At 74.9% G+C, this 13,807-nt stretch carries 14 protein-coding genes; 5 read left to right on the top strand and 9 right to left on the bottom strand.

The window, feature by feature from the left end; all coding sequences use genetic code 11:
* Positions 1-87 precede the first annotated feature (87 nt).
* The 5 genes from HNR61_RS37765 to HNR61_RS37745 all read right to left on the bottom strand — a co-directional run bounded on the left by HNR61_RS37765 (position 88) and on the right by HNR61_RS37745 (position 5,860).
* On the bottom strand, positions 88-1,305 hold the full coding sequence (locus tag HNR61_RS37765; RefSeq protein WP_182847916.1) for a putative PEP-binding protein: 1,218 nt from the start codon (positions 1,303-1,305) through the stop codon (positions 88-90).
* 28 nt (positions 1,306-1,333) lie between these two features.
* Positions 1,334-3,193 carry an FAD/NAD(P)-binding protein gene (locus HNR61_RS37760; RefSeq protein ID WP_182847915.1) on the bottom strand — a complete coding sequence of 620 codons (1,860 nt, stop codon included), beginning with the start codon at positions 3,191-3,193 and terminating at the stop codon, positions 1,334-1,336.
* A gap of 130 nt (positions 3,194-3,323) precedes the next feature.
* Positions 3,324-4,388 (bottom strand): NAD(P)H-dependent amine dehydrogenase family protein, encoded by a 1,065-nt coding sequence (locus HNR61_RS37755; RefSeq protein ID WP_182847914.1) that lies wholly within the window; start codon positions 4,386-4,388, stop codon positions 3,324-3,326.
* Between the two features lie 10 nt (positions 4,389-4,398).
* On the bottom strand, positions 4,399-5,184 hold the full coding sequence (locus tag HNR61_RS37750; protein WP_182847913.1) for an SDR family oxidoreductase: 786 nt from the start codon (positions 5,182-5,184) through the stop codon (positions 4,399-4,401).
* Between the two features lie 76 nt (positions 5,185-5,260).
* Complete coding sequence (locus HNR61_RS37745) at positions 5,261-5,860, bottom strand: hypothetical protein (protein ID WP_182847912.1); 600 nt, start codon at positions 5,858-5,860, stop codon at positions 5,261-5,263.
* A 73-nt stretch (positions 5,861-5,933) separates the two neighbouring features.
* Here HNR61_RS37745 and HNR61_RS37740 point away from each other — a divergent pair, with 73 nt between their 5' ends.
* Positions 5,934-6,374 carry an NUDIX domain-containing protein gene (locus HNR61_RS37740; protein ID WP_182847911.1) on the top strand — a complete coding sequence of 147 codons (441 nt, stop codon included), beginning with the start codon at positions 5,934-5,936 and terminating at the stop codon, positions 6,372-6,374.
* Between the two features lie 145 nt (positions 6,375-6,519).
* The gene (locus HNR61_RS37735; RefSeq protein ID WP_067811108.1) at positions 6,520-6,732 is read left to right on the top strand and encodes a hypothetical protein; all 213 of its coding nucleotides are present in this window, start codon (positions 6,520-6,522) and stop codon (positions 6,730-6,732) included.
* Positions 6,733-6,759: 27 nt separating this feature from the next.
* Here HNR61_RS37735 and HNR61_RS37730 read toward each other — a convergent pair whose 3' ends face one another.
* Entirely contained in the window at positions 6,760-7,725 is a 966-nt protein-coding gene (locus HNR61_RS37730) for an ornithine cyclodeaminase family protein (protein ID WP_182847910.1), read from the bottom strand.
* 40 nt (positions 7,726-7,765) lie between these two features.
* A complete protein-coding gene (locus HNR61_RS37725) occupies positions 7,766-8,755 on the bottom strand; it encodes an ABC transporter ATP-binding protein (protein ID WP_182847909.1) in 990 nt (329 codons plus the stop codon).
* A 313-nt stretch (positions 8,756-9,068) separates the two neighbouring features.
* Between HNR61_RS37725 and HNR61_RS37720 the strand changes: the two genes are divergently transcribed.
* Entirely contained in the window at positions 9,069-10,151 is a 1,083-nt protein-coding gene (locus tag HNR61_RS37720) for a S1 family peptidase (RefSeq protein WP_182847908.1), read from the top strand.
* Between the two features lie 100 nt (positions 10,152-10,251).
* On the opposite strand, the gene guaD is transcribed toward HNR61_RS37720, so the two are convergent.
* Positions 10,252-11,583, bottom strand: a complete 1,332-nt coding sequence (gene guaD, locus HNR61_RS37715) for a guanine deaminase (protein WP_182847907.1) — start codon at positions 11,581-11,583, stop codon at positions 10,252-10,254.
* Positions 11,584-12,002: 419 nt separating this feature from the next.
* Here guaD and HNR61_RS37710 point away from each other — a divergent pair, with 419 nt between their 5' ends.
* Positions 12,003-12,296, top strand: coding sequence for a hypothetical protein (locus tag HNR61_RS37710; protein ID WP_067811122.1), 294 nt, complete (start codon positions 12,003-12,005; stop codon positions 12,294-12,296).
* Positions 12,293-12,901 (top strand): hypothetical protein, encoded by a 609-nt coding sequence (locus tag HNR61_RS37705; protein ID WP_182847906.1) that lies wholly within the window; start codon positions 12,293-12,295, stop codon positions 12,899-12,901. Before HNR61_RS37710 ends, HNR61_RS37705 begins: the two co-directional genes overlap by 4 nt.
* Before the next feature lie 24 nt (positions 12,902-12,925).
* On the opposite strand, the gene HNR61_RS37700 is transcribed toward HNR61_RS37705, so the two are convergent.
* The gene (locus HNR61_RS37700) at positions 12,926-13,663 is read right to left on the bottom strand and encodes a thioesterase II family protein (protein ID WP_182847905.1); all 738 of its coding nucleotides are present in this window, start codon (positions 13,661-13,663) and stop codon (positions 12,926-12,928) included.
* Positions 13,664-13,807: the final 144 nt, after the last annotated feature.

Below are 13,807 nucleotides of genomic sequence, written 5' to 3'. Positions count from 1 at the left end.
TATGACAAACTCGCCGCGCACTACCAAGCAGCCGTCACCCTGGTCAGCACCCTGCTCTGGATCACATCGTGATCCACCGGACACGACCTAGGCCGCCGTCCGTTCGGCGAGGTGCCGGAGTTCGGCGGTGCACATCATGAGCCTGCGGGTCGGGAGGCGCCGCACGTAGTGGTCCAGGTCGGAGCCCAGGGCGAAGACGTGCACCGGGACCCCGGCGGCGTGGCCGGACTCGACGGCCTGGCGCAGCGCGGCCAGGACGGCCGGGTGCCGTGTCTGGTAGGTGGCGGAGACCAGGTGGTTGCCCCGGTCGGCGGCGAGGTAGAACTGGATGAGGTCCTTGGTGCCGACGAACAGCTCGCTGGCGCCGGAGGCGCAGAACGCGGCCGCCGAGTGCACGGCGGCGGGCGTCTCGACGAAGACGCCGAGCGGCGTGTCGCCGGCCAGGCCGAGGTGCCGCCGCAGCCGCGCGAACTCGTCCTCGTCGTTGATGAACGGAACGGCGAAGCTCAGCCGGTCCGCGTCCGCGCCCAGGCGCTCCCGGACGCGGGCGCGCAGCGCCCGGAAGGCGCGGGGGTAGTGGCGCTCGCCCAGCAGCCACCGGGCGCCGTGGCGGCCGAGTTCGGGGTTCGGCTCGTCGTCCACGTGCGCCCCGGTGGTGATCTTGGCGGCGTCGTCGGAGCGGAGGTCGAGCAGCCTCATGACCAGGCGCTGGCCGGGGAGCAGCTCGTCCGCCATCGCGCACAGCTCCGCGGCCACGGCGGCGCCGTAGCGTTCGGCCTCGCGCGGCCCCGCCCGGAGGGCGTCGATCGGGCTCAGCCCGGCGGAGAAGCAGACGAACTCCTCGCGGATGAAGTAGGAGTCCGCCTGCTCGACGCGCGGGGCGAGGGCGTTCGTCGACCGGATGTCGGTGGCGTCGGCGATGACCACGCAGACCGACTCGATGTCGCCGAGGGTGGCGGCGGCGGGCCCCGGCGGCCGCGTCGCGGGCTCGGCCGCGCCGAGGACGACCGACCCGCGGTCGGGCAGGACGGTGACCTCGCCGGTGAGCGCGTCCAGCTCGGACGGGTCGATCCGCAGGACGGGGATCCCGCGCGACCGGCAGAGGGACTGCATGTGGCCGGTCCGGCCGCCCCTCGCGCAGACCACCGCGGAGCAGGCGACGATGGCCTCGTAGAGTTCGGGGCCGAGCCGGTCGGCCACCAGGACGGCGCCGTCGACCGGCTCCCCCGTGCGGTTGCAGGGGCCGTGAACGTACCGCCTGTGCGAACCGACGAGCACGACCCCTGGTATTTCGCGAGGGCTCATGGTCAGAGGTTGGCAGCCGCCGGGACGGTCACGCATCTTCCCGAATGCCGAGGTGATCTCCGGTCCGGTCCCGCTCCGCCGGCCCGTCGAGCCCGAGCAGCGCGCGGAGGTCCCGGGGCGTCACCGACAGGTCGCTGAGCCGCGTCATGGCGGCCGTGTTCACGGCGTACCGCAGCGCGGGGTCCGGCGCGGGGGCCCCGCCGGCCAGCGCGTCGCGGACGGCCCGGAGGCCCTCTTCGAACCGGGCCGTCAGGACCTCGCGGTCGCGGCGGCGCCGCGCGGCCATCCGGTGCACGTCGAGCAGGACCGCGCGGGCGAACGCGTCGGGCGCCCCCGCCTCGGCCACGGCCACGTCACCGGCCCGCTCGTCGTAGTGGGATTCGAGCCGGTGCAGCACGGTCGCGGCGACGCCCACCGAGTGGTTCTTGATCGCGGCGAGGTTGAACGCGAACGCGCCCATCCGGCCGTGGCGCACGATCTCGTCGCCCTCCCGGGGGCCGCCGACCACGGAGATCGGGCCGGAGCGGGCGCCGTCCGGTCCGAGCAGGGCGCCGCGGTCGTCCACCTCGACGCCGCGCCCGGTGCGCCGGTGCCGTGCGGCGATCCCCTTCCGCAGCAGGTTCGTCCAGAGCGCCGAGCCGGCCCGCCCGTAGTCCGGCTCCCGCCCGAAGTTCGAGATCACGAGGTCCGCCTCGATCTCCCGCTCCGACGTCGGCCCGGACACCGACAGCCGCAGGGTGCCGGTCTCGGTGGCGGTGATCCCGTCGACCCTCCCGGTCGTGAGGGCGATCGGCCCGCCCCCGGCCAGCGCGGCGTCGACGAGCTCGGTGATGTAGGCGACGGCGCCCACCCGCAGCGTGGCCAGCAGGCTCCCGTAGCCGTCGAGGAGCGCGCGGAGGTCGTCGGAGGGGACGCGCGCCAGGGCCTCGGGCAGGTGGGGCTCCCAGGACTTGGCGACCCGCTCGGTCACCACCAGGGGGTCCACGGCCGGGTGCTCCCGGGCGACGGCGGCGCACGCCCGTTCCCACTCGTCCCTGAGCCGCCGGACGAGGTCGTCGCGGCCCGCGTAGCCGCCGGCGGGCAGCCGGGGGTCCGGCAGGCCGAGGACCTGGTGCCGGTGGTCGGAAGGGTAGGTGCGGAGCGTCAGGCCGGACCGCGAGATCATGTGGATCCTCCCGGTGTGGCCGTTGCGCAGGAGGAGCGAGGCCGAGTCGTACGCGCTCAGCAGCGTGCCGACGATGGCGACCACGGCGTCCCGCCGCAGGCCGAGGATCCGTTCGATCCCCTCCTCGGAGTAGGGGTGCCGCACGAACGCGGGGTGGTCCCTCACCCCGGCCGCGAACGGGGGCCCGCGTTCCTCCAGGCCGGTCGCGAGGACGACGTGGTCGGCCCGGAGCACCCTCCGGCCCGGTCCGGGGCGGTCCTCGACGACGACGTCCACGCCGTCCGCGACGACCGTCAGGTCGACCACCTCGCCGTCGGCCTCCAGCAGGGTCACGCCGTCGAACGCCTCGCGCGCGGCCTCGGCGAGGCGGGCCGCGAGGTAGCCGGCGTAGATCCGGCGGGGGGCGGGCCCGGACTCGGTGAAGGTGAGGCCGCTCCACTGCGGGGGCCAGCCGGTCCGGTCGGCCTCGTGGTTGGCCCAGGTCAGGAAGTCGTCGACGTCCTCGCGGAACATCGACATGCGGCCCGCCTGGATGTTGAAGACGTGGTGCCAGTGGTTGCCCGCCGGGTGGTAGGCCACGCCGGCGCTCCGGTACTCGGGTCGCCGCTCGACCACCACGACCTGGAGGGGCTCCCGGGCGAACCGCAGGAGGCGGACGGCGGTGGCGGTGCCGCCGAGGCCCGCCCCGACGATGACCACCCTCCGAGGTCCGGTGGAGTCCACCGCAGCCACCCCCGCACGCGCCGAACGGTCACGGTCCCGCGGCAGGTGCCTCACCGCCGCCCGAGCGTATCCCGGGTGATCGCGCGGCCTCAACGGCGCGGCGGGCGGCGGCGCGGGCCGCGGCGGGCCGTCAGCGGACCAGCCCCCGGCCGGGGATCAGCGGGAGGTCCAGGGCGGTGAGCAGGCCGGGCGGGGCCTGCACGACGGCGGGGACGGCGTTGACCAGGCGCATCGCGGTGGCCTTGAGGCCGGCGGTGTTGTGGTCGCCGTCGGTGCCGAGCAGCCGGAGGTCCAGGGTGTAGCGGGGCTCGCCGGTCACCTCGACGCGGTAGCAGCCCGCACCGGCCGGTTGCGGCCAGTCGGGGGCCAGGTCGTCGCGCAGCCGCGTGACGTGCTCCAGCACGACCACCGGGACGCCGTCGCGGACGCCCCGCACCTCGAAGCGCAGCGCGGCGGCGGTGCCCTTCTCGATGGTCCCGGCGTCGATGGTGAACGTCTCGGGCGCGGGCAGGCGGGTGTGGTGCTCGACGAGGTCGTCCAGCTCGACGCCCAGCCCGGCGGCGATCTGCCGGACGACGCTGCCCCACGCCATGGTCAGCACGCCCGGCTGGAGCAGCATCGGGGTCTCGTCCAGGGGGCCGCCGAAACCCATGATGTCGAACAGCACGGTGGCCTGGTCGTAGGTGGCGTAGTTGAGGATCTCCATGCAGCGGACCTGCTCGATCCGCTCGCTGACGCCGGTGAGGGCGAGCGGCAGGACGTCGTTGGCGAAGCCGGGGTCGATGCCGTTGACGAAGATCGAGGCGCCGCCCGCGCGGGCGGCCTCGCGGACCGGGTCGGCCATCTCCGGCGGCACGACCCCGTCGGGGAACTGGAGGAACACCGGGCTGCTGGAGACGACGTTGACGCCCGCGCGCAGGATGCGGCACAGGTCGTCGATCGCCTCCATGATCCGTACGTCGGCCATGGCGGTGTAGACGACGCAGTCGGGGCGCGCGGCCAGCAGCGCCGCCTCGTCGCCGGTGGCCGCCACTCCCAGGGGGTCCAGGCCCGCCAGCTCCCCGGCGTCCCGGCCGACCTTGGCGGGGGTGGAGGTCCAGACCCCGGCCAGTTCGAGTTCGGGGTGGGCGGCGATCCCGGCGAGCGCGTGGCGGCCGACGTTGCCGGTGCTCCACTGGACGACGCGGTAGACCATCGGGGACTCCTTACAGGTCGGGCAGGCCGAGGTCGAGGTTGGGCGTCTCGACGCCGCCGTCCACGCGCAGCACCGATCCGGTGACGTAGGCGGCGGCCGGGGAGGCGAGGTAGAGGACGGCGGCGGCGATGTCCTCGGGGTCGCCGATGCGGCGCAGCGGCGTGCCCGCCTCCATCCGGGCGCGCAGGTCGTCGTCGGTCATCACGATGTCCAGCGCGGAGGTGGCGACCGAGCCGACGGCGATGGCGTTCACCCGCACCTTCGGGGCCAGGTCGGCGGCGGCGAGGCGGGTGTAGTGGGCGAGGGCGGCCTTGGCGGTGCCGTAGGCCAGGAAGCCCCGGCCGGTGATGCGGCCCATGACCGAGGAGATGTTGACGACCGCGCCCCGGGACTCCAGCAGGTGCGGGAGGGCGGCGCGGGTGAGGGCGTGCGCGTTGCTCACATTGAACTGGAACGCGTTCTCAAGATGGTCGGCCGTGGTGTCCTGGAACGGGCGGGGCAGGGCGCCGCCGACGTTGTTGACGACGATGTCGAGCCGCCCGAGGCCCTCCGCGGCCCGTGCGGCGAGCCCGGCGGCGGCGTGCGGGTCCGACAGGTCGGCGGGGACGACCAGCGCCCGCCGCCCGGCGGCCTCCACCTCCGCGGCGACCTTGCGCAACTGTTCCTCGGTGCGGGCGGACAGCACGACGTCGGCCCCGGCCTGCGCGAGGGCGACGGCGCCGGCCGCCCCGATGCCGCGCCCGGCGCCGGTGACCACGGCGACCTTCCCGTCCACCCGGAAGCGATCCCAGATCATGTCCCGACCCTAGATCAAAGTAGAACGCGTTCCAATGGGTGGGCGGGGTGGAATCCACGGCATCGGCCGCGTCCGGTCAGCCGGCGTCCGGCCCGGCGTCCGGCCCGGCGTCCGGTTCGTCGTCGGCGCGCAGGTCGTGCGCCCACCCCGGGACGTCGGTCCGCCCCCGCCGCGCGCGCTGCTCCATCATGAGCCGCAGCCGGGACCGGTAGCGCGCGACGTCGGGCGACTCGGCCGCGAACCAGCCGGTCACGCTCCCCCACGCGCGCCGCGCCCCCTCGCCCTCGACGACCAGCCACACCGGCGGGTCGTCGTCGCCGAGGTCGGCCCCGTCGATGACGTGGTACTCGTACGCCTGGTGCTCGACCAGCACGAACATCCCGTCGGGATCCGCCAGCGCGCCGCCGGCGACGGCCCGCGCGGCGCGCTTGGCCCGGGCCCCGTCCAGCCGGATCCCGAACGCGCTCCCGGCCAGCCACCGTCCCGGCCGCGCCCCGACGCGGCGCAGCACCTCCCGCACGGCCTCCGGCAGCCGGTCCACCCCCTGGGCGGCGGCCGCCGCGTCGATCTGCTCCTCCGACGCGCCCGCGACCGACTCGCGCCGCAGCCCGTCGGCGACGACCTTCTCGAAGGTGTTCCGCACCCGCTCCCGCGCGTCCGCCGACCCGTTCCCCATCCGGGCAGCCTAGGGGGTCGGCCACACCCCGGCGAAGCGCGATGATGGGAGAGGACAAGGGACGGTGGATGACGTGCAGTGGTTGCTCGCTCGTGTGTGGAAGCGGTTGAGCGGCCGGGTCCAGTGGCGGTTGATGTGGCTGCGCAACGCCACGTTCATGGTCGGTGTGACCGGGGTGGTGCGGGACGCGCAGGGGCGGGTCCTGCTGTTGCGGCACCGGTACTGGCCCGAGGGGCGCGAATGGGGGTTCCCCGGCGGGTACGCGGTGCGGGGCGAGACGTTCGAGGGCACCGTCGAGCGGGAGGTGCGGGAGGAGACCGGGCTGGAGGTGGAGGTCACCCGGCTCATCCATGTGCGCAGCGGCTACCGGCTGCGGATCGAGGTCGCCTACGAGGCGGTGCCGGTGGGCGGGACGCTGCGGCCCGACGGGACGGAGATCCTGGAGGCGCGGTGGTTCGATCCGGCGGAGCTGCCGGAGAGGATGCAGCCCTCGCACCGGGCGTTCATCCGCTGACCCGCGGGACGGGTGGGGCGGGCGGGTGTCAAGCCCGCTGACCGGTGCCGGGCATCTCGCCGGCAACCGCTGTGAACGCGGGACATCGCGCGCGTCCTGCGGTACACCGGAATGAGCACCCTGACGCGCCGGAGGTGGTGCCGCGATGACCCGTCGTCGATCCCGGCCACGCGGCCATCGCGCCGCCTGCCCCACGGGCAAGGTGAGGTTCCGGGACCGCATCGCCGCGACCCTGGCGCTGGCCACGATCCAGCGCAACGACCGTCCCGGCCGCGACAAGCTGGAGGCGCGCGTCTACCGCTGCCCCTCCTGCGGGGGCTGGCACCTGACCTCGGGCAAGTCGCGCGTGGCGCGGTAGCCGCCGCGGGCCGCCCGGCCGGGCCGGTCAGCCGAGGAAGTCGAACCGCGTGCCGACGCCCGCCTCGGCGGCGGCGCGGTAGGCGGTCCACGACAGCGCCAGGTCCTGCCAGGGCAGGCCGACCGGGGCGTAGACGGTGACCTCGCCGTCACGGACCCGGCCGGGGGCCTGGCCGCGCAGCACGTCGTGCAGCGTCCCGGCGGCGTGCTCGACGCCCAGCCCGGCGGCGCCCAGCACCCCCGTCTCGACGGCCAGGGCGACGTCGTCGACGACGACGCGGGCCTCGCGCAGCAGGTCGGCGGCCAGCTCGCACTTGCCGGGCTCGTCGGCGCCGAGCGCGGTGACGTGCGCGCCGGGGGCGATGTCGGCGGCGTGCAGCAGCGGCCGCCGCGCCCAGGTGGCGACGACGACGATGGCGGCGTCCTGGGCGGCGATGCGGGGTTCGGCGGCGACGGAGGTGGGGATGCGCAGGCGCGCGCCGTGGCGTTCGGCGAAGTCGGCGGCGCGGCCGGGGTCCAGGTCGCAGACGGTGAGGGCGCGCGGCGGGCGCAGCGCGGCCAGGCCGCGCATGACCAGTTCGGCCTGCGCGCCCGCGCCGACGACGGCGACCGTCCCGCCGCCGGGTCCGGGGTCGTGGCGGGCGAGGGCGTCGGTGCCGAGCGCTGCGGCCAGCCCGGTGCGCCAGGCGGTGACGGTGGCCGAGTCCAGCACGGCGAGCAGCTCGCCGGTCTCCAGGTCGTGCAGGCAGACCACGCCGCGCAGGGCGGGCCGGGAGCCGGGGAACTTCGCGTTCACCTTGACGGTGTAGGCGGGCACGCCGGGGACCAGGCCCGGGATCAGGGCGGTGGCGCTGCCCGGACCCGGCAGGGACGTGACGACGCGGCGCGCCGGCACCTCGCCCGGTTCGGCGGTGAAGCCGCGGCGCAACGCGGCCAGGCAGTCGGCCGGGTCGAGCAGGCGCTCCAGGTCCGACCGGTTCAGCAGTAACGTCACCGGACCATTGTCCATGGATGCCGGGTTCGCCGCGAACGGGTCACCGGGGGCGGCGGCGTTCGGCGACCAGCTCGTCCCACTCGGTCATCCAGTTGCGGCCCTCGTCGTCGATGAACGAGCCGGGCGGCGGCTTGACCTGGTGGCGGCGCAGCCACTCGCCGGGGCGGCGCATCGAGGGGCGGACCCGTCCGTCGCTGGGCATGAGCTGCGGCGGGATCGGCGCGGGCATCGCCTGGTAGGCGCCCTCGTCGTCGATCTGGGACTGGTCCTTCTCCTCGGCCATGCCGATGGGGCCCTGGCGGCGGGCGTTGAAGAACTGGTTGACCGCCGGGTGGGTGCTGGACAGGACCATCTCGCGCGGCCCGAACATCACCAGGCCGCGCCGGAACAGCAGGCCGAGGTTGTCGGGCAGCACCCGCGCGGTGCCGATGTCGTGGGTGACGATCAGGAACGTCGCGCCGAGCTCGCAGTTGAGGTCGACGAACAGCTGGTTGAGGTAGGCGGTGCGGACCGGGTCCAGGCCGGAGTCGGGCTCGTCGGCCAGGATGATCTCGGGGTCGAGGACCAGCGCGCGGGCCAGCCCGGCGCGCTTGCGCATCCCGCCGGAGATCTCGCCGGGCAGCTTGCCCTCGGCCCCGGTCAGGCCGACCATCTCCATCTTCTCCTGGACGATCCGCCTGATCTCGCCCTCGCCCTTGCGGGTGTGCTCGCGCAGCGGGAACGCGATGTTGTCGTAGACGTTCATGGAGCCGAACAGGGCGCCGTCCTGGAAGAGCACGCCGAACCTGCGGCGCATCTCGTAGAGCTCGTTCTCGCGCAGCCGGGGGACGTCGCCGTCGCCGACGTAGACGTGGCCCCGGTCGGGGCGCAGCAGCCCGATGAGGTTCTTCAGGAAGACCGACTTGCCGGTGCCGGACGGGCCCAGCAGCGCGGAGATCTCCCCGGCGGGGATCGTGAAGGTCACGTCCTCCCAGATGACCTGTCGCCCGAACGACTTCCTCAGCCCTTCCACCCGGATCTCGATGCCCATGGCGACTCCCACGGCGGGGTGAACCGGGGGCGGGAGTTCCGCGTCCTACTTTCGGTTCCCACCGTTTCTCGACGATACGTCGGGACGCGGGAGCGGCCCAGGAGCGGACCGGTATTGGACAGCACGTCCACCGATGGACCGCCCAACCCGCTGGCCCTGCCCGCGATCCCCGGGCCAACGCGCACCCATCTTGCCGAAACCAACGGCGATCTTGGGCAGATCGTCACCTATCGACCAGGTTTGTTGATCTTCCAGAGTGGTCCGCGACCTCCGGCGCGCCGCAGGGGCGCGCCCAGCTCCCACTGGAGGCTCTGTGAAGATCCGTCACGCCCGTTTCCGCGCCGCCACCCTCGCCGGCGCGGGCACGGGACTCCTGGCGACCACCCTCATCGCCGTCCCGGCCGCGCAGGCGGCCCCCGCGCCCACCCCCGACCCCCGGGCCCACCAGGCCCGCCAGCAGTCGCAGGTGGCGCGTGCCCTCGCCGACCGGCTCGGCGCGCGGACCGCCGGGTCCTACCTCGACCGGGCGACCGGGAAGCTGGTCGTCACGGTCACCGACGCCGACGCCGCGCAGGCCGTGCGCGCCGCCGGGGCGGAGCCGAGGACGGTCGCGCGCAGCCGCGCCGACCTGAAGAAGGTGGAGGCCGCCCTCAGGCGCGACGCCACCGTGCCCGGCACCGCGTGGGCGATCGACCCGGCCGCCAACCAGGTCGTCCTGTCCATCGACGGCACGGTCCGGGGCGCGAGGCTGGCCAGGGTGAAGAAGGCCGCCGCCAAGCACGGCCCGGCGGTGCGCACCCGGAGCGTGTCCGGGAGGTTCCGGCCGTTCACCTCCGGCGGCGAGGCGATCTGGACCAACGGCGGACGCTGCTCGCTCGGGTTCAACGTGAGGAAGGGAAGCGAGCACTACTTCCTGACGGCGGGCCACTGCACCGCCACCGGCAAGTCGTGGTTCGCCGACCAGGGCACCACGAGGAAGCTGGGCGACACCACCGGGTCGTCGTTCCCCGGCGACGACTACGGCCTGGTCAGGTACACCGCCGCCCCCGAGGACACCAGGGGGGAGGTGAGCCTGTACGGCTCCACCCGCGACATCACCGAGGCCGGTGAGGCGACCGTCGGCCAGAAGGTCACCCGCAGCGGCTCCACCACCCAGGTCCACGAGGGCGAGGTCACGGCCCTGGACCAGACCGTGAACTACCAGGAGGGATCGGTCAGCGGCCTGATCCAGACGACGGTCTGCGCCGAGCCCGGCGACAGCGGCGGCGCGCTGTTCTCCGGCTCCACCGCGCTCGGCCTGACCTCCGGCGGCAGCGGCGACTGCTCGGCGGGCGGCACGACGTTCTTCCAGCCCGTCGGCGAGGCCCTCAGCCGGTACGGCGTGACGATCTACTGATCCTCGCGGAGCGGTCTCCGCTCCCGCTCCGCGACCCCGGCCCCCGGTGCGCCGCCCGCTGACAGCGGCGCACCGGGGGCCGCCCCTTTTCCGGGGCCCGTCAGGGGGCGGGGCGTTCGTACTGTGGGCGGCCTGCGATGTAGGTCGCCTTCACCGCGCGGTCGTCGCCCAGGGTCGCCAGGACGAACAGCTTCTCCTCCAGGGATTCCGCGCGGGCCGTGCGGAACTCCAGCAGCGGTGTCGCGCGCGGGTCGAGCACGACCACGTCCGCCTCGTGGCCCGGGGTCAGGGTGCCGATGCGGTCGGCCAGGTCCAGGGCCTCGGCGCCGCCGAGCGTGGCCAGGTGGAACAGCCTCGTCGCGGGCAGGGGGAACGAGCGCAGCGCGGCGACCTTGTACGCCTCGTTCATGGTGGCCAGCAGGGAGAAGCTGGTGCCCGCGCCGACGTCGGTGCCGAGGCCCACCGGGATCGGGCGGCGCCGGTCCTTGGCCTCCTCCAGGTCGAACAGGCCGCTGCCCAGGAACAGGTTCGAGGTCGGGCAGTGCACAAGGGCCGCGCCGGCGGCGTGCAGGCGGTCGCGTTCGGCGGGCGTCACGTGCACCCCGTGCGCGAACACGGCGCGGCGTCCCACCAGGCCGTGGTGGTCGTAGACGTCCAGGTAGCCGTCGCGTTCGGGGAACAGCTCGCGCACCTGCGCGACCTCGTCGGCGCTCTCCGACAGGTGCGTGTGCACGTGGACGTCGGGGTGCTCCTTCCACAGGGCGCCCGCCGCCTCCAGCTCCGCGGGGGTGCAGCTCGGCGCGAAGCGCGGCGTGACCGCGTAGCCGGTGCGGCCCCGGCCCTGCCAGCGGTCGAGCAGGGCCCGGGAGTCGTCGTAGGCGCGCTGCGCGGTGTCCAGCAGGCCGGGCGGCGCGTCGCGGTCCATCATCACCTTGCCCGCGATCATCCGCATGCCGCGCCGGTGGGTCTCCTCCAGCAGCGCGTCGACGCTGCCGGGGTAGGTCGCGGCGAACGCCAGCGCGGTGGTGGTGCCGTTGCGCAGCAGCTCGTCGACGAAGAACCGCGCCGCCCCGCGGGCCTCGGCGGGGTCCCCGAGCCGCTGCTCCTCGGGGTAGACGTGCTCCTCCAGCCACTCCATGAGCCGCCCGCCGTAGGAGGCGATCGCGCCGGTCTGGGAGTAGTGCACGTGCGCGTCCACGAACCCGGCGGAGATCAGGTGGTCCCGGTGGTGGTCGACCGGGGCGCCCGCGGGGAGCGCGTCCGCGACCTCCCGGTACGGCCCCACGGCGGTGATCATGCCGTTCCGGACGACGACCAGGCCGTCCTCGTGGTGCGTCAGGGCCCCGTCCCCCACGAGGAAGGGGTCGCCGGTGAAGTAGACGACCTCGCCGCGCAGGCCCCGCGTGTCGGGCGCCGTTCGTTCCGTGCTCATGTCCATCCCCCCGTCCCCACGATAGGAGCGGCGCCGGGGAGGGCGGGAAGGCGGGTCGCGTCGAACGCCCGGAGGCGACGACACGGCCGGGCCGGTGTTGGCACCACCGGCCCGGTCACATCATTCCGCTTCGGGTTCAGCGAAAAGGAATGTGTCGGGCTCCACAGTAGCCGCCCGCTCCGATGACCACCAGTTGGGGCCGGTGTCGCTCGGAGGGCGTGAAAATTTCACCGAAAGGCACGCTTCTCTGAGTCTGGTGCCACAGCATCGCCCTGACGGCCTCCTTACCGTGCGAGCTAAGGGAGCAGTTTCCGGAGGGCTGTTCGGTTCTCCGCGCGGGAGCCGGAGAACGTCCCGGCCGGTGTTGGCACCACCGGCCGGGCGGACCGGGCGGCCTCGGGTTCAGCGAGGAGGTCGCGATGATCCAGAGTCAGGCGCCGCCGGTCGTGGTGCCGGGGACGGGTGAGCCGCCGGCGCGGGACTCCGTGCGCGGGTGGCTGCGGTGGATCGGGTACCGGGTGTTCGCGGTGCACGACGCCCAGGCACGGGCGATGGGGCTGGAGGTCGCCGAGAGCCCGACCGGGCTGCGGCGCGCCTACCGGGACCCCCGGTTCCACGGGCTGGCGGTCTGCGTGCGGGACGGCACGCACGTCGGCGAGGCCGGGACCGTCTGCGGGCGGTGCGGGGCGCGGTTCTTCCGGGAGACGGCGTGAGCGCGCGGGACCGCGCGGCGGCGCGGCTGATGGAGGAGATGCTGGTCCGGGGGCGTCCGGCGGCGCGGCCGTACCCGTGGACGGTGGTGTGGCGGTGGCGGTACGAGCTGGCGGCGGCGGGCCTGGCCGGCGGTCTCTGGTACGCCGCCGGCGGCTGGGCGGTCGCCGCCCTGGCGGTGGCCGCGGCCGGGCTGGCGGCGGCGCCGGCCGCGCGGGAGTGGGCGTGGGTCGTCGTCACCCCGCACCGGGTCCGCGCCGCGTGCGCGGAGCTGCGGATCCAGAACCACCGCGGGCGGCTGCCCGCGGTGGTGCGGACGAGCCGGGCGCCGTACGGCGAGCGGGTGCTGCTGTGGTGCCCCGCCGGGACCGCGCCCGAGGACTTCGCGGCGGCGCGGCCGCTGCTGGCCAGCGCGTGCTGGGCCGGTGACGTGCGGGTCGTCGCCGACGCGCGGCGGCGGCAGTTCGTGACCCTGGAGGTGGTGCGCCGGGGTCCCGGCCCTTCCGTGGTCCGGGTGGAACCGGACGCCGGGAGGGAGGCGGGGGCCCGGAGGGAGCCGGGCGGGCGCGTGCCGACGGGGGTCGCGTACGGGAGTCGGCCGCGCTGAGCCCCGGGGGCCCGACCGGTCCCGTCAGGGGCCGGTCGGGACCTCCAGGGTCCGCATGATCTCGGCGAGCACCCGGGACCGCTGCGGGACGAGGTAGAAGTGGTCGCCGGGGAACTCGCGCGAGGCGAAGGGCCCGTCGGTCAGCTCGGCCCAGCGGGCGGCGCGGGCCGCGTCCACGTGGGGGTCGCGGTCGCCGGTGAACGCCGTGAGCGGCACGGTGAGGCGCGGCTCGGGGGCGTGCGCGTAGCTCTCGATCAGCGCGAAGTCGTTGCGGATGTAGGGCAGGACCAGCTCGCGCAGCTCGGGGTTGCGCATCGCCTCGGCGTCGGTGCCGCCCAGCCCGACGACCTCGGCGACGAGGGCGTCGTCGTCCTTGTCGGCGAGCCGCTCGCCGCCCCGGTCGTGCGGGGGGCGGGCGCCGGAGGCGAACAGGTGGACGGGGGTGTGCCCGCGCCGCTGGAGCAGGCGGGCGACCTCGTAGGCCAGGACCGCGCCCATGCTGTGCCCGAACAGCGCGAACGGCCGGTCGGTGAGCGGCGCCATCGCCCCGGCGATCAGGCGGGTGAGCTGCCCGGCGTCGGAGACCAGGGGGTCGCCCATCCGGTCGGCGCGGCCGGGGTACTGGACGACGTGGACCTCGACGGCGGGACTGATCTCCTTGGCCCAGGCGCGGTAGAACACCGCCGACCCGCCCGCGTGCGGCAGGCAGAACAACCGCAGCGACGCCCAGGGCCGTGCCTCGGCACAACGGAACCAGCTCATGGCGCCGCCTGGTCAGGGTCGAGGGGCGTCACCATCGCAGGCTCGCGAGCGATCGTGGAAGCGACGGGGGAAGCCCCGGCGTCACAGCGCCAGGACCGGCCGCGCGGAGGTGCGGCAATCAGCAGGGTCATGGCGCCGCCTGGG

Source organism: Actinomadura kijaniata, from assembly GCF_014138665.1.
GTDB classification, from domain to species: Bacteria; Actinomycetota; Actinomycetes; order Streptosporangiales; family Streptosporangiaceae; genus Spirillospora; species Spirillospora kijaniata.
The sequence above is the reverse complement of the archived record's forward strand: the minus strand, read 5'-3'. Positions and strand labels throughout refer to the sequence as shown.

What these genes read in the sequence shown, in the direction of transcription:
- HNR61_RS37765 (WP_182847916.1), bottom strand. Translation starts at nt 1,305, where the DNA reads ATGAGCCCTCGCGAAATACCAGGGGTCGTGCTCGTCGGTTCGCACAGG.
- HNR61_RS37755 (WP_182847914.1), bottom strand. Translation starts at nt 4,388, where the DNA reads ATGGTCTACCGCGTCGTCCAGTGGAGCACCGGCAACGTCGGCCGCCAC.
- HNR61_RS37750 (WP_182847913.1), bottom strand. Translation starts at nt 5,184, where the DNA reads ATGATCTGGGATCGCTTCCGGGTGGACGGGAAGGTCGCCGTGGTCACC.
- HNR61_RS37725 (WP_182847909.1), bottom strand. Translation starts at nt 8,755, where the DNA reads ATGGGCATCGAGATCCGGGTGGAAGGGCTGAGGAAGTCGTTCGGGCGA.
- guaD (WP_182847907.1), bottom strand. Translation starts at nt 11,583, where the DNA reads ATGAGCACGGAACGAACGGCGCCCGACACGCGGGGCCTGCGCGGCGAG.
- HNR61_RS37745 (WP_182847912.1), bottom strand. Translation starts at nt 5,860, where the DNA reads ATGGGGAACGGGTCGGCGGACGCGCGGGAGCGGGTGCGGAACACCTTC.
- HNR61_RS37735 (WP_067811108.1), top strand. Translation starts at nt 6,520, where the DNA reads ATGACCCGTCGTCGATCCCGGCCACGCGGCCATCGCGCCGCCTGCCCC.
- HNR61_RS37700 (WP_182847905.1), bottom strand. Translation starts at nt 13,663, where the DNA reads ATGAGCTGGTTCCGTTGTGCCGAGGCACGGCCCTGGGCGTCGCTGCGG.
- HNR61_RS37710 (WP_067811122.1), top strand. Translation starts at nt 12,003, where the DNA reads ATGATCCAGAGTCAGGCGCCGCCGGTCGTGGTGCCGGGGACGGGTGAG.